Annotated in this window: 20 protein-coding genes; 7 read left to right on the forward strand and 13 right to left on the reverse strand. The window is 53.6% G+C overall.

Going from position 1 to position 21653, the window contains the following annotated elements:
- The first annotated feature begins 58 nt into the window (after nucleotides 1-58).
- The 3 genes from ACT3R4_RS07560 to dxs are packed head-to-tail and all read left to right on the forward strand — an operon-like array spanning nucleotide 59 to nucleotide 3153.
- Nucleotides 59-346, forward strand: coding sequence for an exodeoxyribonuclease VII small subunit (locus tag ACT3R4_RS07560; RefSeq protein ID WP_172116926.1), 288 nt, complete (start codon nucleotides 59-61; stop codon nucleotides 344-346).
- Nucleotides 340-1230 (forward strand): (2E,6E)-farnesyl diphosphate synthase, encoded by an 891-nt coding sequence (gene ispA, locus ACT3R4_RS07565; protein ID WP_441678053.1) that lies wholly within the window; start codon nucleotides 340-342, stop codon nucleotides 1228-1230. Before ACT3R4_RS07560 ends, ispA begins: the two co-directional genes overlap by 7 nt.
- Nucleotides 1231-3153, forward strand: coding sequence for a 1-deoxy-D-xylulose-5-phosphate synthase (gene dxs, locus ACT3R4_RS07570; protein ID WP_172116924.1), 1923 nt, complete (start codon nucleotides 1231-1233; stop codon nucleotides 3151-3153).
- Nucleotides 3154-3278: 125 nt separating this feature from the next.
- Here the strand turns inward: dxs and cheZ are convergent, their stop codons facing one another.
- Nucleotides 3279-3962 (reverse strand): protein phosphatase CheZ, encoded by a 684-nt coding sequence (cheZ, locus tag ACT3R4_RS07575; RefSeq protein WP_192527760.1) that lies wholly within the window; start codon nucleotides 3960-3962, stop codon nucleotides 3279-3281.
- Between the two features lie 660 nt (nucleotides 3963-4622).
- Here cheZ and djlA point away from each other — a divergent pair.
- Together djlA and ACT3R4_RS07585 are read left to right on the forward strand one after the other, a co-directional pair.
- On the forward strand, nucleotides 4623-5390 hold the full coding sequence (gene djlA / locus ACT3R4_RS07580) for a co-chaperone DjlA (protein ID WP_441678055.1): 768 nt from the start codon (nucleotides 4623-4625) through the stop codon (nucleotides 5388-5390).
- Nucleotides 5391-5542: 152 nt separating this feature from the next.
- Nucleotides 5543-6163, forward strand: coding sequence for a glutathione S-transferase family protein (locus ACT3R4_RS07585; protein ID WP_441678057.1), 621 nt, complete (start codon nucleotides 5543-5545; stop codon nucleotides 6161-6163).
- A 5-nt stretch (nucleotides 6164-6168) separates the two neighbouring features.
- Here the strand turns inward: ACT3R4_RS07585 and trhA are convergent, their stop codons facing one another.
- The 11 genes from trhA to urtA form a co-directional block, all read right to left on the reverse strand.
- On the reverse strand, nucleotides 6169-6840 hold the full coding sequence (trhA, locus tag ACT3R4_RS07590; RefSeq protein WP_441678059.1) for a PAQR family membrane homeostasis protein TrhA: 672 nt from the start codon (nucleotides 6838-6840) through the stop codon (nucleotides 6169-6171).
- A 665-nt stretch (nucleotides 6841-7505) separates the two neighbouring features.
- Nucleotides 7506-7838 carry an FmdB family zinc ribbon protein gene (locus ACT3R4_RS07595; RefSeq protein ID WP_441678061.1) on the reverse strand — a complete coding sequence of 111 codons (333 nt, stop codon included), beginning with the start codon at nucleotides 7836-7838 and terminating at the stop codon, nucleotides 7506-7508.
- A gap of 90 nt (nucleotides 7839-7928) precedes the next feature.
- Nucleotides 7929-9158, reverse strand: a complete 1230-nt coding sequence (fmdA, locus tag ACT3R4_RS07600; RefSeq protein ID WP_441678063.1) for a formamidase — start codon at nucleotides 9156-9158, stop codon at nucleotides 7929-7931.
- A gap of 138 nt (nucleotides 9159-9296) precedes the next feature.
- A complete protein-coding gene (locus tag ACT3R4_RS07605; protein ID WP_441678064.1) occupies nucleotides 9297-10097 on the reverse strand; it encodes an AAA family ATPase in 801 nt (266 codons plus the stop codon).
- Complete coding sequence (locus ACT3R4_RS07610; RefSeq protein WP_441678065.1) at nucleotides 10019-10345, reverse strand: P-loop NTPase family protein; 327 nt, start codon at nucleotides 10343-10345, stop codon at nucleotides 10019-10021. Before ACT3R4_RS07610 ends, ACT3R4_RS07605 begins: the two co-directional genes overlap by 79 nt.
- A gap of 34 nt (nucleotides 10346-10379) precedes the next feature.
- Entirely contained in the window at nucleotides 10380-11429 is a 1050-nt protein-coding gene (locus ACT3R4_RS07615) for an aliphatic amidase (protein ID WP_441678067.1), read from the reverse strand.
- Nucleotides 11430-11486: 57 nt separating this feature from the next.
- On the reverse strand, nucleotides 11487-12176 hold the full coding sequence (urtE, locus tag ACT3R4_RS07620; protein ID WP_441678069.1) for an urea ABC transporter ATP-binding subunit UrtE: 690 nt from the start codon (nucleotides 12174-12176) through the stop codon (nucleotides 11487-11489).
- Between the two features lie 15 nt (nucleotides 12177-12191).
- Nucleotides 12192-12938: an urea ABC transporter ATP-binding protein UrtD gene (urtD, locus tag ACT3R4_RS07625; protein WP_441678071.1), complete on the reverse strand. Its 747-nt coding sequence runs from the start codon at nucleotides 12936-12938 to the stop codon at nucleotides 12192-12194.
- A complete protein-coding gene (urtC, locus tag ACT3R4_RS07630; RefSeq protein ID WP_441678073.1) occupies nucleotides 12935-14110 on the reverse strand; it encodes an urea ABC transporter permease subunit UrtC in 1176 nt (391 codons plus the stop codon). Before urtC ends, urtD begins: the two co-directional genes overlap by 4 nt.
- A gap of 13 nt (nucleotides 14111-14123) precedes the next feature.
- Complete coding sequence (gene urtB / locus ACT3R4_RS07635) at nucleotides 14124-15044, reverse strand: urea ABC transporter permease subunit UrtB (protein ID WP_441678075.1); 921 nt, start codon at nucleotides 15042-15044, stop codon at nucleotides 14124-14126.
- A gap of 79 nt (nucleotides 15045-15123) precedes the next feature.
- The gene (urtA, locus tag ACT3R4_RS07640; protein ID WP_496201208.1) at nucleotides 15124-16371 is read right to left on the reverse strand and encodes an urea ABC transporter substrate-binding protein; all 1248 of its coding nucleotides are present in this window, start codon (nucleotides 16369-16371) and stop codon (nucleotides 15124-15126) included.
- A 277-nt stretch (nucleotides 16372-16648) separates the two neighbouring features.
- On the opposite strand from urtA, the gene ACT3R4_RS07645 reads away from it, so the two are divergent.
- Together ACT3R4_RS07645 and ACT3R4_RS07650 are read left to right on the forward strand one after the other, a co-directional pair.
- Nucleotides 16649-20005, forward strand: a complete 3357-nt coding sequence (locus tag ACT3R4_RS07645; RefSeq protein ID WP_441678078.1) for a hybrid sensor histidine kinase/response regulator — start codon at nucleotides 16649-16651, stop codon at nucleotides 20003-20005.
- Nucleotides 20002-20910 (forward strand): response regulator, encoded by a 909-nt coding sequence (locus ACT3R4_RS07650; protein WP_441678080.1) that lies wholly within the window; start codon nucleotides 20002-20004, stop codon nucleotides 20908-20910. The genes ACT3R4_RS07645 and ACT3R4_RS07650 overlap by 4 nt, the downstream gene beginning before the upstream one ends.
- 51 nt (nucleotides 20911-20961) lie before the next feature.
- Here the strand turns inward: ACT3R4_RS07650 and ribA are convergent, their stop codons facing one another.
- Nucleotides 20962-21597 carry a GTP cyclohydrolase II gene (gene ribA, locus ACT3R4_RS07655; protein ID WP_172116919.1) on the reverse strand — a complete coding sequence of 212 codons (636 nt, stop codon included), beginning with the start codon at nucleotides 21595-21597 and terminating at the stop codon, nucleotides 20962-20964.
- Between the last annotated feature and the right edge of the window lie 56 nt (nucleotides 21598-21653).

Consider the following 21653-nt stretch of genomic DNA (forward strand, 5'->3'; position numbering starts at 1 on the left):
TGGCAGGCACACGCGCAGCCTTTTTGATGGGGCGCCAGAAAACAGTAGGCATTGACCAATGAGCGATACCACACCTTCACCGCAGGATTTTGCGGCCACGGTTGACCAGCTGGAAACCATCGTAGAACGCCTGGAGTCAGGCGAGCTGTCATTGGAAGATGCGCTGGGCGCCTTTGAGCAGGGCGTCCGGTTGACGCGCGACGCCCAGCAACGCCTGGACAGTGCCGAGCTAAAAGTCCGCGCGCTGAGCGAAGATAGCGAAGGCCGTTTAAACGTCACGCCGTTTGCTGATAGTGAATCGCCCAAGGATGCCACTGACGAGGGTAAGGAGACGCCCCCATGGTAGCGACCAACGCCCCCTCATTGACCGCCTTACGTCAGGCCAGCAATGCCCGGGTAGATGCCACGCTAAACGCGCTTTTTGACGAGCGCGCCGTGGTACCGCGGCTTGATAACGCCATGCGCCACGGTCTTTTAGTCGGCGGCAAGCGCTTGCGCCCGCTGCTTGTTTATCTTGCTGGGCAGGCGCTGGGGGCACGCGATGAAGACCTCGACGCCCCGGCCGCCGCCATTGAGCTCATCCACGCCTACTCATTGATTCATGACGACTTGCCCGCCATGGATGACGATGATCTGCGCCGAGGCCAGCCCACCGTGCATATCGCCTATGACGAAGCGACCGCGATTCTGGCAGGCGACGCGCTACAAACCCTGGCCTTTGACGTGCTGGCACGCACCGCTCACCCGCGGCTTGGCAGCCTGATCACGACGCTTACCACGGCGTCTGGCCGTGAGGGCATGGTGGCAGGCCAAGCACTGGACTTGGCGGCTATCGGCGGCCACCCTGACGTGGACGCCCTGGCGCACATGCACGCTCATAAAACCGGTGCGCTGATTGTGGCGGCGGTGCGTATGGGCGGGCTGATTGCCGTTGACGAGAGCGACCCGCGTATAAATGCCCTGACTCGCTACGCGCGCGCCATTGGTCTAGCCTTCCAGATTCATGATGATGTCCTTGATGTGACGGGTGACACCATGACACTCGGCAAAATATCCGGCGCTGACGCTGCACGCGCCAAGCCGACGTATCCCAGCCTGTTGGGGCTGGAAGGCGCGCAACAAAAAGCGCGCACCCTGATTGACGAGGCCATTGCCGCTCTCGCCCCATTAGGCGAGCAAGCCGCCCCCTTGGCCGAATTAGCCCACTATATGATCGAGCGCGACCACTAGATGCCCATGAAGCTGTTCGACGAGATTCCCCGCGAGCGTCCGGCAACGCCGCTGCTCGACTCTTTTGATCATCCCGCTGCGCTGCGGGCCATGAATACCCAGCAGCTTGCCCAACTGGCTGACGAGCTGCGTGCCTACCTGCTTTATAGCGTGGGCGTTTCCGGCGGCCACTTTGGCGCAGGCTTGGGGGTAGTAGAGCTGAGCGTGGCCCTGCACCACGCCTTTCATACGCCCAAGGATCGCCTGGTGTGGGACGTAGGCCATCAGGCCTATCCACACAAGATTCTCACCGGCCGCCGTGAAGCGATGCTCAGCATTCGCCAGCACGGCGGCCTGGCGGCATTTCCGCGCCGCGCTGAATCCGAATACGACACCTTTGGCGTGGGCCACTCGAGCACCTCGATTTCCGCAGCGCTCGGCATGGCGTTGGCTGCTCAGGCCAAAGGCGATAATCGCCGCGTCTGTGCGATTATTGGTGATGGCGCGCTCACGGCGGGCATGGCTTTTGAAGCGCTGGCCCATGCCGGCCACGTCAACGCCAACATGCTGGTCGTGCTCAACGACAACGAGATGTCGATCTCGGAAAACGTCGGTGGCCTGGCGACGTACCTCGCCCGGATGATGTCGAGCAAACCCTATCTAAAAATGCGCGAAGAGGGCAAAAAAGTACTTTCTCATCTGCCAGGCGCATTGGAAATTGCCAAGCGCACCGAAGAGCACATGAAAGGCATGGTCAGCCCCGCCACGCTGTTCGAGGAAATGGGTTTTCACTACATCGGCCCGATTGACGGGCACGACCTTGAGGCACTGACCGAGACGCTGCGTAACCTGCGCGAGCTGGACGGCCCGCAGTTTCTGCATATCAAAACCTGCAAAGGCAAAGGCTTTTTACCCGCCGAGGCGGACCAGATTGGCTACCACGCCATCACCAAACTTGAGAAAGCCAGCGTGGCGCCCGCCCCACCCTTCAAAGCGCCATCCGCCCCCAAGAGAAAGTACTGCAACGTATTCGGCGACTGGCTGTGCGATATGGCCGCAAGCGATTCACGCCTGATAGGGATTACTCCCGCCATGCGCGAAGGCTCCGACCTGATTCGTTTCTCCAAAGAGTACCCAGCGCGCTACTTTGATGTAGCCATTGCCGAACAGCACGCCGTGACGCTCGCGGCGGGCATGGCCTGCGAAGGCATGAAGCCGGTGGTGGCCATCTACTCAACATTTTTGCAGCGCGGCTATGACCAGCTCATTCATGACGTAGCGGTGCAGGAGCTGGACGTCACCTTTGCCATCGACCGGGCAGGGCTTGTGGGTGAAGACGGCCCCACTCACCACGGCAGCATGGATTTGTCCTTTTTACGCTGCGTACCCGGCATGGTCATCCTGGCACCTGCCGATGAAGCCGAGTGTCGCGCCATGTTGAGTGCGGCCTATCATCATCCCGGCCCTGCGGCAGTGCGTTACCCGCGCGGCACTGGCCCCGGCGTGGAAATCCCTGAGCACCTGGAATCGCTTCCGATTGGCAAGGCGGAGGTACGCCGTCAGTCACAAAGCGATGGCGTGCGCATTGCGCTACTCGCGTTTGGTAGCCTGAACACCGCAGCCGCTGAAGTTGCCGAAAAGCTCAACACCACGCATATCAACATGCGCTCTATCAAGCCGCTGGACCGCGACACGGTCCTCCACGCGGCCGACGAGCATGAGCTTCTAATAACGCTTGAAGAGAACGTCGTTGCGGGTGGCGCGGGAAGCGCTGTTAACGAACTGCTCAACGCTGAAGGTGTGCAGGTAGAAGTGCTCAATCTCGGCCTGCCCGACGCATTTGTAGAGCACGGCACGCCGGATGAATTGCTGCGGGACTGTGGTCTGGACGCAGAGGGCATCGAAGCCGCCATTCGCCAGCGGCTGCCTTCACTCTCAAGTTAAAAGCAACACCGTGACTGATCGACAAGCACCCTCATTAGCGAGATAAGCGCCGCCCTATTACGGGCGGCCATCGCAAAGCAAGTGCCAGACAATGGGCGCCAAGCCACCGGGAAAGAGATGCTGGTTTAAAAACCGAGTTCATCCAGCAAATCATCTACCTGGTCCTGCCCTGACACGGCATCTACCTTGCCTTCACTTACCTGCGGGCCATTGCGCAGTTTGGCATGCTCATCGCGATTATCATCAATGTTCACCCCATCGGTGACGTTAGGAACATTGTCGACCAACACTTGAACAAGCTGCTCTTCAATTAGCTGGATGACCTCCATCATCTTCTTGATCACCTGGCCGGTTAGATCCTGGAAGTCCTGAGCCATCATGATTTCAAGCAGCTCTTTCTGCGTAGACCCCGTGGCGGTCGGAAGCGAATCACTCAAATAGAGCTGCGTGTCCTTGATAAGCGATGGGTCGCTTTCTACAACGGCTAGAGCCGCCGCTGCCTGCCAGCGCGTATTAAGCGCGGCGCCCTCCTCCTCAAGCTTGTCTTGCACGGGTTGCGCACGTTCAACGGCATTCAGTGCCCGCTCAGCCGCCTGTTCCGTCATTGAGGCCACATAGTTGAGCCGGTCATTGGCATCGGGTATGGCCTGCGCTGCCTGGCTGATCTGCTGATCCAGGCCCAGCTCCTTCATGCTATCCCGCAGCAGGCGGGTCAAGTGGCCTATACGATGCACCATCTCATCATTACTGTCTTTTTTACCCAGCACCGACGGCATGGTCGTGTCGTGGGCGTTGTTAACAGTGCTCATGACAATCCTCTTGTGGAAAAAACTTGTTGAATGTCGCTGTTGATGATCTGGTCACCATCAATATACGTATCCGCTATGGTTTTCAGACAGACAAGCGTTAAAGCCCGTTAACTATCTTCGGCGTACCCTCCTAAAACTTGAGCGTTTGCTTTATTTGAAAGCCCTTGTCTGGCGCTTTTAGACCTATTCAACGGATGGGATCACTCACGCAGCGCTAGCACGCGCCACCCAGCTTGGGAAAGAAGTAGTGCGAGGTGATCCCATGGCTGCCGTTATGCAGCATCTCAAGCGGCTTTTACCCCGTTCTCGAAGATCTCAAACCAGGAGTTATATATCAGGGTCGCCCTATGTGCAGCCGGGGCAATCGAACCCATCGGGCTGATTGAGTTTAAACAGTGAACGGGCACGGGCGTTGGCCGCCTGCCGGGTTGTGATACTCAAAAACCCTGAGATCGTGTACCGTAGAGTTTTTTTGGGGCACTCGGGTGGAACGAGGGCATTGCGCTTCTCCAAACAAAAGGGCAGAAAGCCTGGCAACAAAAGTTAGCACGCTTTCTTTTACCGCCTTACGCAGCGAAAAACGCCGTTTGGTCAAGCGACAATAGCTGAAAATGCCGCCCTCAGCTGCAAACCCACGACTTCTGACGCTTAGAGAGAGCCATGTTACTACTGATTATATTTTTTGCCCTGGTGGGTTATGCCATCGGCGGCGCCACTGGCCTGTTAATTGGCGGTGTACTGGGCTGGTGGCTAGCACGACGCCTCGCCAAGCGGTTAAGAGAGGCGCGCATGCGCCTTCAGGAAGGCTTTTTAGAGTCGATTTTTTCCGTTATGGGCTGCCTTTGCCAGGCCGATGGCAAAGTGACCGAAGGCGAGCTTAGCGTTGCCGAAAAGCTGTTTGACCAGATGCATTTGCAGGGGGCGCAGCGGGCCAAGGCACGCGCTGCCTTTGAGCGAGGCCGTGCGGATAACTTTGATCTGGACGCTGAGCTTGCCAACGTCGGGCGCCTAACCCGCCATCAACCGGTTATGCGCCAGGTGTTTTTACAGGTTCAGCTGTCGGCTATCGCCGCTGACGGTGTCTTGCATCCTGAAGAGCATGAAATGATCGTGCGGGTAGCGCGGGGCATTGGCTGTAGTGAAGCAGAGGTACAGCAGATTGAAGCCATGCTGCATGGCGCAGCCGCCAACTCCCAAGGAGCCAGTGAAGAGGCACTTAAGGACGCCTACCGCGTGCTGGGTGTGAGTGAAGAGGCAAGCGATGCCGAGATCAAGAAAGCCTACCGTCGCTTAATGAGCCAAAACCATCCGGATAAGCTGGCCGGTAAAGGCTTGCCTGAAAGCATGCGTGAAGTGGCCCAGGCGCGCACCAGTGAAATCGGTAACGCCTACGAGCGCATTCGCAAGGCACGCGATAGCCAAGCGTAAGCCGCCGTATACGTTCAGGTGCGCGCCGAGCATGCGGCCTCGCAAAGGTCGCGTGCATTATCCTGGCAATATCGACATCCTGACACCAGGCCGCTAAATTGGAAGCGTCTTCTTTTCGCCAGCTTCGGCTGGCACCTTGTCAGGAGCACGCCATGATCACGCTATATACCTATCCCCGCTCACGCTCGCTACGTGCCGCCTGGACGCTTGAAGAGCTGGGCCTTGAATACCAGTGCCAGCATGTTGCGCTGGACAAAGGGGAAGGCCAAACCCCGGCATACCTGGCACGCCATCCGGACGGCAAAGTACCGGTGCTGGAGGATGGCGAGCTTACCCTGTTTGAATCGTCGGCCATTTGCCGCTACCTGGCCGAGCACTACGGTAACGGCAAACTGCTGCCGACTAACGCTGCCGAGCGTGCCCTGGTCGACCAGTGGTTAAGCTTTATTGTGACCGAAGTCGAACAGCCGCTCTGGACCCAAGCCAAGCACACCTTTGCGCTACCTGAAGAAAAACGCGTACCGGCCGTGATTCCTACCGCAGAGTGGGAGTTCCAGCGCGCGCTTGGCGCTCTTGAACGTCGTTTTCAGGGCCAGGAAACGCTGCTTGGCGGCGACTTCACCCTGGCCGACCTGTTTCTCACCCATACGCTCTCCTGGGCTATCGGCATGAAGCATCGCCTGCCCGAGCCGTTTCTGATCTACCACAAGCGTCATGCACAGCGTCCGAGCTTGGCAAAAGCCGGTGAGCGCGAGCAAGCTGCCACTCAGTAAGCCAGTTACACCGTATGAGGCAGTACCGCTGCCACTACTGCAAAGTAGTGGCAGACGCTTCCTCCCACCACAAAGAGGTGCCATATAGCGTGGTTATAGGGAATTGCACGCACAGCATAGAAAATCACGCCCACCGTATAAATGATGCCGCCTGCTGCCAGTAAGATGATGCCGGTTGCCGAGAGCTTCGCCGCCATTTCTTCTGATGCCAGTAAAATCATCCAGCCCATTAGTAAATAGATAACCACGCGAAAAATCGACAGCCGCTGTGGCCACAGCAGCTTGCAGGTAATACCAACCAGCGCCAGCGACCACACAGCGGCAAACAGTGCCCAGCCCGTTGGGCCGCGCATATTCACCAGCAAGAAAGGCGTATAGGTGCCCGCGATCAGCAGGTAAATCGCGCAGTGATCAAGCAGTTGAAAGCGCTGTTTCCACAGCCGATGCGGGATACCGTGATAAAGCGTAGAGGCGGTATATAGCAATATCAGCGTCATGCCGTACAAGCCCAAGCTTGCCAGCTTCCATGGGTCTACTTGAGCGGCAATGCTCGCCATGACCAGCAGTACTACTGCCCCAACGACGCTTAACAATGCGCCTACCGCGTGGCTGATGCTATGTAAGCGCTCTTCTAACGCGCTGAACTCTTCCGACCTGACGCTGGCTGTGTGGCTCATATCTCTCCACCCGGTCATGATTAGCAGCAAACGACGCGGCTAACCTGGATAATAGCGTTCTGAATGATAGCGCTGAAATATGACAAACCCCAAGCGCGGAAAATAGAGCAACTGGGGTTTGTATGCAGCGTGTCAAATAGGTGGATAGGACAGCGCGTTTTCAATCCCACGGGGCGCTTCAAATCCTGCGGCGGCGCCACGGGCGCTTTCCTCATGCCGACCGCTGTCAGTGCCCAACACACGTTGGCGCGCTTGGGATTATGCCGCTCCTGCAAGACGTAGGTGAGTGCGGCAAGGTCAAGCACGTCACCGCATTGCATGTTGGGAATAAAGTGGTCGTAGAGGTGCAAATCGGAGCCGCAAATAGCGCAGGCTTACATTGATGACTGCATCGCGGGGGTGTCCTATTTCAGGATCAGGAACCGTGTCATAACAAACGTCATTTTTGCCATGCCAGCAAAATGCCTTCATGGTTGCTCCTCCTTGCGCTTTTGCAGATAGTCAGCGTCCTGCCATGTATCAACATAGCCCAGACGCCGGTCAGAAAAGTTTAAGAAAAAGCAATTTTTGGCTGTTTTAGCCGCCCTACAGCATCATTATCAGCATTTCGTTCGATATCCACATCACTTTTCTAAGTGAGCGCAGTAGTCAAAGTAACTCTTCACTTAATGACTAATCATCCATGGGCGAGCGGAAGGGAAAAACTTGTTACCCTCAGCTGTATAAAAGACCTTAGGTTTGTGACGTTCTTGATGACAGCACCCGTTCTCGTGTTCACTATGCTGATTCCCATGCCTAGGCTCGTGTGCGGCTCTCTCATTGCGAGCAAAAGCATTACGTTTTGTGGCATCCATCATTAGCAGCTGAGGAGCAACCATCAGTACTCTAGGGGATAGCGTTCCGCACGTTGGGCAAGCGTGAGCATCACCCGACTCTCGTAGGGGGACCAACTCGTGAAATAAGCCATGGGCAGCACATTTATAGTCGTAGAGGGGCATACCACTTTCTCCTTAATAGTTCCTGTTTCAAATAGGCAGCGATGTTAAGATGTCGCCGCCTATCTAAATGCTATTAATGCTTGGAAGCCTCTATTTATCTTTTGAGAGTGGTAAGTCAGCCCCCTGAGCGACTTGGGCACCAGGTCCATTGGCATTGGGTTTCACATCAATTTCAAAGATATCCGTTGGCAACCAAAGCGTTGCGCAAGCATTGGGGATATCCACGACGCCACTAATATGCCCTTGCACAGGCGCGCACCCTAGCAGAGAGTAAGCTTGAGCACCGGTATACCCAAACTTTTTGAGATACTCGATGGCATTGAGGACAGCCTGACGATAGGCCACATGCACATCCAGGTAGTGCTGCTTGCCTTGCTCGTCTACCGATACTCCTTCAAAAATCAAATAATCATCGTATTTTGGCGTTATAGGGCTTGGCTTAAAAATAGGGTTCTTGATGGCGTACTTCTCCATCCCCCCTTTGATCAGATTAACCCGCAAGTGGATCCAACCGGCCATCTCAATGGCACCACAAAAAGTGATTTCACCATCACCTTGGCTAAAGTGCAGGTCGCCTACTGATAAGCCGCCATCCTTAACGTAAACTGGGAAATAAATCGTCGATCCCCGTGATAAGTCTTTGATATCACAGTTACCACCATGTTCACGCGGAGGCACTGTGCGTGCGCCTTCAGCGGCAGCCTGCTGCTTGGCAGTGCCTGACAATTTGCCCATATGCGCCGTATCGGCGTAGGGCAGCGCAGCTAACTGGGGGATACGATCCGGCTCGGTATCGTAAAGTGCTTTTTCTCGCTTGTTCCACTCATCCAACATCTCTTTTGAAGGCAGACAGCCAATCAAACCTGGATGAATCAGGCCTGCAAACTCTACACCGGGAATATGTCGAGATTTAGTAAACATGCCATTAAAGTCCCAGATCGACTTTTGCGCTTCTGGGAAGTGCTCAGTTAAAAAACCACCACCATTTTGCTTAGAAAAGAAGCCATTGAAGCCCCATTGGCTCTCGTCAAAAGTGCCAATATCGAGAATATCGACAACCAGCAAATCACCAGGTTCTGCGCCTTCAATACCAACTGGACCTGATAAAAAATGCACCTGAGTTAAATCCACATCACGAACATCGTCAGCACTGTCATTATTATGGATTTGTCCGCCAGTCCAATCATGGCACTCAATGATAAAGTCGTCGCCAGGTTTAACCATGCTGGCCATAGGTATATCTGGATGCCAGCGGTTATGGACCTGCTCATTCTCGTAAGGAGACTGATTAAGGTCAATTTTAATGATTGTTTCAGCCATGACACATACCTCTTTTACGTAACGTCGGATATTGGTTATAGAGAAATCCATTTTTTCTCTGTACCACTATGTAAAATCGTTACTCAGGCGACCATAAGCTAATACACCACGGTCACTACGTTATATGACGTATCAAAACTATTGAATGGCGATGGGAAGAACGCTAAGCAAATGTTTTTCGTTGATGCTGACTTGGAATAACTGCCTATCAGGATGCGTCAGCAAAGCACTGGCCAGCGCAGGCTCTAGCGTCACACGCAGCCTTCGTGCTAAATCACGAGCGCCAAATGTTGGGTCACGTTTCTCACACAACCAGTTTCGAGCATCCTCAGTTAGCTGCAGTGTTATTTGCTGTTTAGCGAGGCGTTTATCAAGTTTCGTTAGCTCGATATCCAGCAAGGACGACCACCAAGTCTCATCCAGCTTCTCGAAAGGCAATATACGGTCTATACGATTAAGAAACTCAGGGTCGAAATGGCGCTGCAACGCCTGTGCTTGCACGAGGGTTTCTTTGCTTGGCTTCAGTCCTAACCAGTGGCGCCACCCCTGCTCAAACCGGTGACGATAAGCCACCACGTCAGTCGCACCGATATTGCTGGTCATAAAGATAAGTGTGTTACGAAAATCAATCCTCCGTGTACCGCCCGACAGTACTAACTGGCCACTGTCCATTACGTTAAGCAGGCTACGCACCACTTCCTTCGAGGCCTTCTCCAGCTCATCGAACAGCACGATACCGGGTTTACTGTAACTGCCTTGAATGGCATCGACATCAAAGAGCGTATGGCCCTCTTTGCTACCCACATAGCCCGGCGGGGCGCCCGTCAGTGCCGCCGCATAGTGCTCTTGAGCAAGCGTGTTCATATCGATACGGCACAGCGCATCTGCACGGCCAACAATAGCCTCTGCCAGCAAACGTACCGTTTCGGTCTTGCCCACCCGGTGGGCCCCAGGAAAAGATTGACGGCTAGCGGGCGTTCCTCGGCACCGATATCGGCCTTGACCACGTGCAGCATCGCCTCCATGGCATTGAGTATGCCTTCCTGACCGACAATACGTTCGCGCAAACGCTGCATCACCAGTGCTGGGTCAAACCGGAAACGTGAAGACCTTTCCTTGGCCTTCTCTTCGTATCCAAGATCAGCGCTCTCTCGGCTCTTCTCAAGGCGATCATTAATGAAGGGCATTTACAACTCTCCAGGGCCTTTAAGCATCCAAGTCTCAGTCACGCTCTGCACCTCGCTCCTTGCCCTCGACAGGTAGCTCGCCCACAGGACATTCGGCAACGCCAATCGTTTTGCGCGTTAGCGCCTCAACGTTTTCTTGCGCCTTCTGGGCATCCATGACCCAGGTACGGTAGAAATCGAAAGGGCAATCGGCAATGCCCTTATCACCGTCGCCCGAGGTATGAACACCTGAGTACCCTCGGTGCAATAGCTTGAACAGATGGTTTTGCGACTGGTCATTGGCGCGGGCATCGCGAATCTGACTGATCGAAAGCTGGGCAAACTGGATCCCCATCTCCTCTTCACCACACTCACCGAGCGTGCGACCGTCGAAGCCAATAATCGCCGAATGACCAAAGTAGGAATAAACCCCGTCAAAGCCGCTGGCGTTCGCCACCGCCACATAACAGTTGTTGGCCCAGGCCATCGATTTAGACATCAACACCTGTTGCTCTTTAGCGGGGTACATATAGCCTTGGCAACGCACGATCAGCTCTGCCCCCTTCATGGCGCAGTCGCGCCAGACTTCCGGATAGTTGCCGTCATCACAGATGATCAGGCTAAGTTTCATGCCCTTCGGGCCTTCAGTGACGTAGGTAGTGTCGCCGGGATACCACCCTTCGATAGGACACCAGGGAATGCACTTGCGATACCGCTGTACTATCTCGCCTTGGTTATCGATCAATATCAGGGTGTTGTAGGGCGCTTTGTGGGGATGATCCTCATGCCGTTCTCCGGTGAGTGAAAACACACCCCAGGTGTTGGCTTCCCGGCAGGCGGCTGAAAAAATCGCCGTCTCGTCGCCAGGGATAGTCGCGGCGGTGGCCATCATTTCCTCGTTGTCATACATGATGCCCATAGTGCTATATTCAGGAAACACCACCAGATCCATTCCCGGAAAACCCACTTTCATACCTTTGATCATTTTTGCGATGCGACGGGCGTTGTCTAACACCTCTTCACGGGTATGCAGGCGCGGCATTTTATAGTTGACCACCGCCACACCAACGGTATCGGCACTGCTGGAAATATCGCCATGGCGCATAAGATTCACCCCTGTGCTTGTTGAACACTGATAAAAATGATTGATTAAAAAGCAGGATTAAACTGACAGATAACTAGCGATCTTGGCTTGATCGGCGGTGGCGCGTGTTTCTTCGTGAATAAGCTCGCCCCGCTCGATGACCGTGAGCCGGTCGGCGATCTCCATGGTAAAACTAAGCACTTGTTCGGAAACCAAAATGGCGATCTTTTTCATCTCGCGAATGTCATTAAGTGTCCGCGCAATCTCTTTGATAATTGAAGGCTGAATACCTTCAGTGGGTTCATCAAGCAGCAATACCTTGGGCTCGGTGACCAATGCCCGAGCAATGGCGAGCTGTTGCTGCTGGCCACCAGAAAGGTTGCCCCCCTTGCGGTTGCGCATATCCAGCAATACGGGGAAAAGGTCAAATATCTCCCCGGGTACTTTGCGGCTTTTTGCCGTCTCAAGACCGGATTCAATATTCTCCATCACGGTGAGATTGGGAAAGATCATGCGCCCTTGGGGGACGTAGGCTAAACCTGCGGCGACGCGCTTATGGGCGGGCAGACCGATCAGTTCTTTACCTTCCAAGCGGATGCTCCCCGCCCCGCTTGGCAGCACCCCAATCAAGGCTTTGAATAGGGTGGTCTTGCCCATGCCATTACGGCCCATGACTGCCAATGTTTCGTTCTGATTCATGGCGAAATTGATGCCGTGGATCACTTCACTTTGGCCATAGCTAACGCGTAAATCGTTGACTTCAAGCATGGTGGTGCTCTCCTTTTAATGGCCTAGATAAACATCAATGACGCGCTTATCTTGCTTGAGTGCCATCATGTCGCCCTCGGCCAGAATTTTGCCTTGATGAAGCACCGTCACTTTGCCGCCCAGCGAGGCTACAAACTCCATGTCATGCTCGATTACGATGACGGAACGCCCCCTGGAAATCTTACGCAACAGCTTTGCCGTTTCTTCGCGCTCGCTTACACTCATCCCCGCTACCGGCTCATCCAGCATTAATAGTTCTGGATCCTGAATGAGCAGCATACCGATCTCCAACCACTGCTTTTGTCCATGGCTAAGCAAGCCTGCTTGGTCATTAAGACGGTTTTCCAGCTGGATCTCATTGGCCACTTCCTGGATACGCTGGAGCACTTCTTCGTCACGCTTAAATGCCAGCGCGCCGAATACGCTCCGCCCCCTCGGATAAGAGGCTTCAAGGTTGTCAAAGACGCTCAACTCCTCGTAGATAGAAGGGGTCTGAAACTTACGCCCTACGCCCTCCCAGACAATGCGATGCTCACGCATTCGGGTAAGCTCTTTCCCTCTGAATTTGATTGATCCTTCACTGGCACGGGTTTTGCCACAAATCATATCCAGCAGCGTGGTTTTACCTGCGCCGTTGGGCCCGATAATCACCCTTAGCTCACTCTCATCCATATAGAAATTCAGATCTTCAATGGCTTTGAAGCCATCAAAAGAGACCGTCAAGTTTTCGATGGCGAGTAGAAAATTAGTGTTTGAACTCATGGCCTTTTCTCCTGCAGCGTCTCTGGCAGCGGCGCTTGAAAACCGTCTCCTAAATCGGAAGAGTGAGACTTTCTTTCACCGAACCAGCGTTCATAAGGTTCGCGCAGTCGGTGGCCAAAGCGACCATAAATACTGGCCAATCCGTAGGGCAGTACCAGCACCACTAGGATAAAGACGGCACCAACCAAGAACTGCCAGAGTTGCGGGTAGGCTTCGGCAAACATGGTTTTGGCAAAGCTCACCAATAGCGCTCCATAGACGCCACCTACCAGTGATAAGCGCCCACCTATCGCAGCAAAAATCACAAACTCAATGGAGGGCACGATGCCGATGAAGGAGGGCGACATAAAGCCCACCTGAAGGGTGAACATCGCGCCGCCGATGCCAGAAATAAACGCCGCCAAGCAAAAGATAAATACTTTAAAGTTGGCCACGTCGTAGCCGGAAAAGCGCACCCGATCCTCCTTGTCACGCAAGGCGGTCAGAATGCGGCCATATTTGCAGTTGAGTACCCAGCGGCCAATCAGCAGGCACCCTATTAACAAAACGGCATTAAGGTAATACAGCAGATAGCGGGCGCTATCATCGCGAATATCCCACCCCATCAAGGTACGCAGATCGGTGATGCCATTAATGCCTCCGGTATAGCCCTGCTGGCCGATAATCAGGATAGTCAGCACCACCGCTAGGGCCTGAGTGATAATGGCAAAGTAAACGCCACTGACACGCCGTTTGAACATGGCGAAACCAATCAAAAAGGCAAAAGCCGCAGGCAGCACCAACACAGCAATGATGGTAAACGTCAGGCTATTGAACGGAACCCAGAACCACGGCAACTCAGTAATACGATTCCAGTCCATAAAGTCGGGTATCCCCGGCGTGGTCTGAATACTGGTGCTTTCAGGGTCTGAGGACTCAATCTTCAAAAACATCGCCATGGCATAACCGCCAATGCCAAAGAAGATACCTTGCCCAAGGCTAAGAATCCCGCCATACCCCCAGCACAACACCAGCCCGAGCGCTACAAAGGCATAGGTCAGGTAACGACCTGCCAAGTTCAGGCGGTAGATATCAAACACAAGCGGCATAACTACCATCAGGACGACCGCTAGCAGTAAAATGCTGCCTAAACCAGCGTGACGCCCCTGAAAGAAACGAAAAAGTGTGTTCATTAGATAGGACTCCTTAGCGGCGGACCTTGCTAGCCACGAGCCCTTCCGGGCGCAGTAGTAAGATGCCAATCACCGTTAGCAGCGTGAGTACCTTGGCCATAGAGGAACCCAGGAAGAATTCCATAAGCGACTGGGCCTGGGCGATGGAAAAGGCCGACGCGATAGTACCTATCAGGCTGCCAGCTCCGCCAAATACCACTACCAGGAAGGTATCAACGATATACAGCGAACCGCTGGTGGGGCCGGTGGAAGAAATTGTGGTGAAAGCAGCGCCAGCAATACCTGCAATGCCGCAACCCAGCGCAAAGGTGACACGGTCAACACGCTTAGTGTTAATGCCCACCGCGCCGCTCATATCTCGATTGGTCGTGGTGCAGCGCACTCGCAGCCCCCAACGGGAGCGGAAGAGAAACCACCACACGCCTACTGTTACCAGCAGGGTCAGTACTAGAATGGCGATACCATTGAGTGGAATATCAATCATCATGGTGGGCCGGTAAGAGCCACGTAGCCAGTCCGGCACTAGTACGCTCACCTCTCGAGCCCCAAAAGCAGACCGAAACCCTTGCTGCATGATCAAGGCCAAGCCCCAAGTCGCCAGCAAGGTATCCAAGGGGCGGTGATACAGGTGCCGGATAAGCACTATCTCGACCACATAGCCGACTAGAAACGCACAGCCAAAGGCGGCAGGGATAGCGAAGAAAAGATAGTAGTCAGCCATCCCTGGCAAGGCCCCAAGAGTGATCGAACAGAGGTAAGTAGCGTAGGCGCCTATCACCATAAATTCACCGTGCGCCATATTGATCACGCGCATCTGACCATAGATGATGGCCAGACCTAAGGCCATCAGTAGCAAAACACTAAAAAAGCTCACGCCAGCAAAGCCTTGCATTGCAAAGATTGCTAGTAGCTCTTGATTACTAAATCCACTCATTGCGGCCTCCCCCTGTTAAAAAATCAATATGCGGCAACAACATCACAGCGGCTTGCACCGCCGTGATGTGAAACGAAGCTTATTGATAACCTTCTGGGAAAGGGTCGGGTTCGACGAGGTCAGACTCCCACACAACGGTAGCTTGACCATCTTCGTTCCAGCGACCTATGCGTGTTTTGCTCCATAAGTGGCGGTTGGGATGCACTTGGACGTAACCTTCCGGCGCTGTAGTCAACTCGATGTCGGCCATAGCGGCGGAAACCGCGTCTACGTCAAAACTGCCCGCTTTCTCGACACCGGCCTTCCATAACCATGGTCCGAGATAAGCGGCTTGTGAAACGTCTCCAATAACACTATCTTCACCCCAACGCTCCTTGAACGCTTCCACGAATGCAGCGTTATTTTCGTTATCTAGGCTCTGAAAATATTTCATGGAAGAGTAGAAGCCTTCGACATTCTCACCACCAATGCCGAGAACTTCATCTTCAGTGACCGAAATGGTCAACAACGTTTGATTGTCGGCATTAATTCCTGCGGCACTAAGCTGGCGAAACCAAGCAACGTTACTTCCGCCGACTACCGCTGCAAAAATGACATCAGGTTTGCGAAGGCGAATGCGGTTGATGTTGGAGCCGAAGGAAGTGTGACCCAATGGGGCGTAATCCTCGCCCAAAACCTCACCACCAAGCACTTCTTCAATATGGATGCGGGCAATCTTCATTGAGGTACGCGGCCAAATATAATCCGACCCAATAAGATAGAACGTTCGTGCTCCTTGTTCATTCCATGCCCAGTTGATGCCTGCCAATATCTGCTGAGTAGCCTCCTGCCCGGTATAGATAACGTTTGGCGACTCTTCGAGTCCCTCGTAGAATGTTGGGTAGTAAAGCAGACCGTTCTCACGCTCCAGTACAGGCAACATTGCCTTACGTGAGGCCGACGTCCAGGCACCGAAGATGGCCGGAACGTTATCCTGAGTAAGCAACTTCCGCGTTCGATCAGCGAAGGTCGGCCAGTCACTAGCACCATCTTCGATAATCGGTACGATTTGTCGGCCAAGCACTCCGCCTTGAGCGTTGATTTGCTCGATGGCTAACTGCTCAGCTTCAACCGATCCGGTCTCGCTAATAGCCATGGTGCCGGTCAGCGAGTGTAAAATCCCCACGTTTACCGTATCGTCGGTAACCGCTAACCCTGTTGTGTTAACCTCATCGGTAGGCGGTGTTGCCAGCACGTGAGACGACATAGCTAAGGCAACAGGCAGCGCCACCATTCCTGTTATTAATAAGCGCCGCAACTGCGACAGCATGGAATGTTTTTTCATCATCATGGTGAGTCCCCAAGTCAGCGAAACAGGTCTGAAAACCTGTGGAATCTTGTTGGATTCCTCGCTATTGAGTATGGGGAGGGCGCAGTGGAGCGACTATGCGGGGAATACTCCAGGCAGCTACGTCATTTGACCCATACCTGCCACTCAGGCCCGCCTTTAGACTCACATGAGCCCTTGAGACATGGACGTTGTATGATTTGGTAATGAAGTTTGCGTTACAACGAGGTCATCCCATCCTGCTGGCCGAGATTTATTGGCCGACACAAGGTCTGTCATGACGACCACCAAGCAACGAATCTTTCCGGTTAGGCGCAACTATAATCAATGGGTCGCCAACCAAACATTAGAAGATTTTGCGTTACGTTTTACCGCTAAGTCCGCACGACGCTGGAGCGCTAAACGCGTTGCACTGACCGCCCTAGGAACGATTTCGTTTCTGGCATTAGAGGCTATCGGGGGAGTAATCACCCTCAACTATGGCATAACCAATGCCATTGCTGCCATTGTCGCCGTCACCATTGTCATATTTCTTCTCGGGATTCCTATTAGTTACTACGCAGCACGCTACGGAGTAGATATAGACCTGCTTACCCGCGGGGCAGGCTTTGGGTACCTTGGTTCAACGCTGACATCTCTCATCTACGCTACCTTCACGTTCATCTTCTTTGCGTTAGAAGCGGCCATCATGGCAATGGCGCTTGAGGTGTTATTCAGCGTTCCCCTCACCTTTGGCTATATCATCAGCTCGCTGGTGGTCATTCCCATCGTTACCCATGGTTTCACCTACATTAGCCGTTTCCAGGTATGGACACAGCCCCTATGGATTGCTCTTCAGCTAGCCCCCTTTGTCTTCATACTGCTGCAGGATCCCCACTCGTTAGAGCGCTGGGTTGAATTCGATAATCACATGGTAGGTGGCCAAGGGTTCGACTTGCTGCTGTTCGGCGCGGCAACCACTGTCATGTTTGCCCTGGTCGCCCAGATCGGAGAGCAAGTTGACTACTTGCGGTTTCTCCCCGAAGCACCGCGAGGGAAACGCTTGCGTTGGTGGGCCGCCATGCTGGCGGGCGGTCCCGGTTGGATCATCATTGGTGCCATCAAGGCATTAGCGGGGTCATTTCTGGCAGTGCTCGCCCTGCATCATGGCCTTGAGATCACGCTCGCCCAAGAACCCATGCATATGTATTTGGTGGGTTTCAGCTATGTCACCGCCCACCCAGCCACCTTAATGGCGCTCGCCGGTATCTTTGTGGTGCTTTCGCAGCTCAAAATCAATGTTACCAACGCCTATGCTGGCTCCATTGCCTGGTCGAACTTCTTCTCGCGACTCACGCATAGCCACCCAGGGCGAGTAGTTTGGCTGGTGTTTAATGTCATGATCGCATTAGTGCTCATGGAGATAGGCATCTACCGCGCTTTTGAAGTCATTCTGGCCAACTACGCTATGGTGGCAATGGCCTGGATCGGCGCCTTAGTAGCTGATCTGGTGATCAACAAACCGCTAGGGCTTAGCCCTAGGTATATTGAGTTCAAACGTGCCTACCTGTACGACATCAACCCCGTTGGCTTCGGCGCGATGCTATTGGCGACGGCGGTCGCCCTCACCGCCCGAGCGGGGTTATGGGGAGAGACGGCAGCGGCGCTGGCTTCTTTCTTAGCGCTCTTAACTGCGTTCGTCAGCGCTCCCTCTATCGCCTGGCTCACCAAAGGGCGCTATTACATTGCCCGCACACCAGAATCAGCAGCGGCCGTTAAAGGCCAAGCCTGCATTATCTGTGAGCTTCATTTCGATAGCGAAGATATGGCCTTCTGCCCTGCCTATAACGCCCCCATCTGCTCGCTTTGCTGTTCACTGGACGCCCGTTGCAATGATGCCTGTAAGCAGCACGCTACCTTTCAGGAGCAGTTAATGGCCTGCATGGGTGCCCTCCTCCCCAAACGAATGCTTAAGCATTTCAACTCTCGCATGGGCCACTTTGCCAGCCTTTTACTACTTGTCACGCTGGTCATTGCTGGATTTTTGGTGCTGGTTTATTACCAACTTCCCGACCTATCGCCTGCAGTGGAAGAACTGATGGCAACAACCCTGGCTAAAATATTCGCCATTTTAGTCATTGTTAGCGGCGTAGTTGCGTGGCTTTTTGTGTTGGCAAGCGAGAGCAGAGTAGTCGCTCATGAAGAGTCTCATCGCCAGACCCGCATGTTACTCGACGAAATTGATGCTCATGAGAAAACTGATCGGGAGCTTCAAAAAGCCAAGGAGCTTGCCGAAGCGGCTAACCAAGCGAAAAGTCGTTATCTGACCAGTTTAAGCCATGAGCTGCGGTCTCCTCTTAATGCCGCTTTCGGCTATGCGCAGTTGCTTGAGCATGACACTAGCATCCCTCCTGACCGTCGCAAAGCCGTGGCCACCATCCGTCGTAGTACCGAGCATCTTTCTGACTTAATTGAAGGTTTGCTGGAAATCTCCAAGATTGAAGCGGGCCGACTGGAGCTTTATCGCAATCAGGTAAGAATCAGCGCATTGGTCGATGAACTGGTTGCCATGTTTCGGCTGCAGGCCCAGGAAAAAAATATCGACTTCACCTTTGATAGCCAAGGGCGCATTCCTGAATGGGTCATCACCGATGAAAAGCGCCTGCGCCAGATACTGATTAATTTGTTATCAAATGCTATCAAATTCACCAACCATGGCAAGGTATCACTGAACTTCCGCTATCGGAATCAGGTAGCAGAATTCACCATTCGTGATACTGGGGTGGGAATTGACAAAGAAGATATTCAACGTATCTTCAAACCTTTTGAGCGCGTACGAAAACCAGGGGTTCCCGTAGTACACGGCACGGGGCTAGGGCTAACGATCACCAAACTTTTAACTGACATTATGGGAGGTGATTTACAGGTCAGCAGCTCACCCGGTTGTGGTAGCGAATTTCGCCTGTCGGTAATGCTTTCCAGTATCGTTCCCATTGAGATGGATCGAGGAATAAATCAAGTGGTCAAGGGCTATATTGGCGAACGTCGCACCCTGCTGGTGGTTGATGATGACCCCTCACATCGCGGCCTGATCAGCGACATGCTGACACCTCTAGGGTTTACTATATTGGAAGCACCGGATGGTGTAGCGAGCCTAACGTTAGCGAAAAGCGCACAGCCTGACTTAATTTTAATGGATATCGCTATGCCTGGATTGGACGGATGGCAAACCGCTCGCCAACTTCGCCAGGATGGATTTCATGGTTCCCTGGTTATGCTTTCCGCCAATGTCAGAGAGAGCCAAGCTGATGTGCTTTTTGAAGGTTTGCACAATGATTACTTGATCAAGCCCTTCAAGCTAGGAGCGTTGCTTGACACGTTATCAAGACACCTTCAACTGAAATGGAATCATTATACCGCAGCGCTTCGTGAGATCGATCATGCCCGTTTAACAGCGCCAGCCACGATGGAAAGGGCCTTGCGGGAAGAGTTAGTGGCATTGGCTGAAATCGGGCATTTAAGTGGACTACGTTCCCGCCTAGCTCAAGCCATGGATGACGACCGGATTCACACTTCGCTAGCAGAGGCATTAGAAAGCGCTTTGGATCGATTTGATTTCCACCAAGTAGTACGCCTATTGGAGGAATCCTCATGACTCTGAGTCAACGTAAAGACCTCATATTAGTCGTTGATGACTCTGTCGACTCCCTTAGTATGATCCATCATGCATTGGAGCAGGCAGGTCTAACCGCCCTAGTCGCCATGGAGGGTGCCCAAGCAATCTCCATTGCGGAGAAGATGATTCCCGACTTAATACTGATGGATGCTGTCATGCCCACCCTGGATGGCTTTGAGACTTGCCGTCGCCTAAAGCTGCATCCCGAGCTCGCCACTGTGCCGATAATATTTATGACGGGCCTCACTGATGCAGAGGATGTAGTGCGGGGGCTTGAAGCTGGTGGCGTAGATTACGTTACTAAACCTGTTCGGCCAAAGGAACTGGTAGCAAGGATCCGCGTCCACCTCAGCAATGCCCGCCTCGCTCTAAGCGCTCATACAGCTCTTGATCGATTGGGACAAGCGTCTTTCTCCACCGATGCAAAGGGAGAGTGGCTATGGGGCACCCCCCAAGCAGAACAATGGATTAGTATCACTGAAGAGAAAAGAGCATCTCCCCGTAAAGACTTGGCCACGCAAATCCAATGTTGGTTAGCGCGGGTTCCGCAAAGCGGCGATCAGTTAGCTCTAAATTTGCCCTGCACCGCTTTGAGATTACGCTACTTAGGTGAGTTCACCACTGATGAGCACTTATTTCGATTGTTACATCAAGATGAGGACAGCGAGGGATTACTATTACAAAACCAGTTGCGACTTACTCGCCGCGAATCACAGGTGCTATTGTGGATTGCACAGGGCAAAACCAATCGTGAAATTGGGCAAATTCTTGAACTCAGCCCACGTACGGTTAATAAACACTTAGAGCAAGTATTTCGAAAGCTTGGCGTTGAAAACCGTACATCCGCTGCTGCCATGGCATTCCAGTGTTTAACAAGAACTTAACTCAACATTCTCTCAAGATATGGAGTCTCCGGTAAAGCCGGAGCGTTTCAATCACCCTTTTCGCTCAATATCGACATCGCTTGCCTGAGTGAAATCACCCAGCGCCATCATATGGCCAAGCTTACCCGCCTTGGTGGCAAGGTACTGCTCATTGTGCGGGTTTAAACCGGTGGTGATGGGCAGTCGTTCAACCACATTAACGCCATCCCGGGTCAGCGCATCCACTTTACGCGGATTATTGGTCATTAGCTTAAGCGCGGTGACGCCCAAGTGGTTGAGCATCGGTACGCACAGGTCATAGCGGCGCATATCGGCGCCAAACCCGAGCTGTTCGTTGGCTTCTACCGTATCCGCCCCTTGGTCTTGTAGGTGGTAGGCGCGAATCTTGTTGAGCAGCCCGATGCCGCGGCCTTCCTGGCGCAGGTAAAGCAGTACGCCGCGGCCCTCTTCGGCGATACGCTTAAGCGCTTCCTGCAGTTGATAGCCACAGTCGCAACGCATGGAGAACAGCGCATCACCGGTCAGGCATTCGGAATGAACACGCCCCAGTACCGGCGCGTCACCCGTGAGGTCGCCCAGCGTCAAGGCGATATGATCCTTACCGGTCGCGTTGTCTTCGAAACCGTGCATGGTGAACGTGGCCCAGGGAGTGGGCAGTTGGGAAGCAGCAATGAAGCGAATGGTCACAGGTTACCTCGCAGATTAACCAAACCAGTTAACCACAACAGTATGAGCAAAGTGGG

It is taken from the genome of Halomonas sp. AOP7-E1-9 (genome assembly GCF_052376035.1).
In the GTDB taxonomy this organism is placed as follows: domain Bacteria; phylum Pseudomonadota; class Gammaproteobacteria; order Pseudomonadales; family Halomonadaceae; genus Vreelandella; species Vreelandella citrativorans.

Coding starts and splice junctions, on each gene's coding strand:
- ACT3R4_RS07560 (WP_172116926.1), top strand. CDS start 59: ATGAGCGATACCACACCTTCACCGCAGGATTTTGCGGCCACGGTTGAC.
- ispA (WP_441678053.1), top strand. CDS start 340: ATGGTAGCGACCAACGCCCCCTCATTGACCGCCTTACGTCAGGCCAGC.
- dxs (WP_172116924.1), top strand. CDS start 1,231: ATGCCCATGAAGCTGTTCGACGAGATTCCCCGCGAGCGTCCGGCAACG.
- cheZ (WP_192527760.1), bottom strand. CDS start 3,962: ATGAGCACTGTTAACAACGCCCACGACACGACCATGCCGTCGGTGCTG.
- djlA (WP_441678055.1), top strand. CDS start 4,623: ATGTTACTACTGATTATATTTTTTGCCCTGGTGGGTTATGCCATCGGC.
- ACT3R4_RS07585 (WP_441678057.1), top strand. CDS start 5,543: ATGATCACGCTATATACCTATCCCCGCTCACGCTCGCTACGTGCCGCC.
- trhA (WP_441678059.1), bottom strand. CDS start 6,840: ATGAGCCACACAGCCAGCGTCAGGTCGGAAGAGTTCAGCGCGTTAGAA.
- ACT3R4_RS07595 (WP_441678061.1), bottom strand. CDS start 7,838: ATGCCCCTCTACGACTATAAATGTGCTGCCCATGGCTTATTTCACGAG.
- fmdA (WP_441678063.1), bottom strand. CDS start 9,158: ATGGCTGAAACAATCATTAAAATTGACCTTAATCAGTCTCCTTACGAG.
- ACT3R4_RS07610 (WP_441678065.1), bottom strand. CDS start 10,345: ATGCCCTTCATTAATGATCGCCTTGAGAAGAGCCGAGAGAGCGCTGAT.
- ACT3R4_RS07615 (WP_441678067.1), bottom strand. CDS start 11,429: ATGCGCCATGGCGATATTTCCAGCAGTGCCGATACCGTTGGTGTGGCG.
- urtE (WP_441678069.1), bottom strand. CDS start 12,176: ATGCTTGAAGTCAACGATTTACGCGTTAGCTATGGCCAAAGTGAAGTG.
- urtD (WP_441678071.1), bottom strand. CDS start 12,938: ATGAGTTCAAACACTAATTTTCTACTCGCCATCGAAAACTTGACGGTC.
- urtC (WP_441678073.1), bottom strand. CDS start 14,110: ATGAACACACTTTTTCGTTTCTTTCAGGGGCGTCACGCTGGTTTAGGC.
- urtB (WP_441678075.1), bottom strand. CDS start 15,044: ATGAGTGGATTTAGTAATCAAGAGCTACTAGCAATCTTTGCAATGCAA.
- urtA (WP_496201208.1), bottom strand. CDS start 16,371: ATGATGAAAAAACATTCCATGCTGTCGCAGTTGCGGCGCTTATTAATA.
- ACT3R4_RS07645 (WP_441678078.1), top strand. CDS start 16,649: ATGACGACCACCAAGCAACGAATCTTTCCGGTTAGGCGCAACTATAAT.
- ACT3R4_RS07650 (WP_441678080.1), top strand. CDS start 20,002: ATGACTCTGAGTCAACGTAAAGACCTCATATTAGTCGTTGATGACTCT.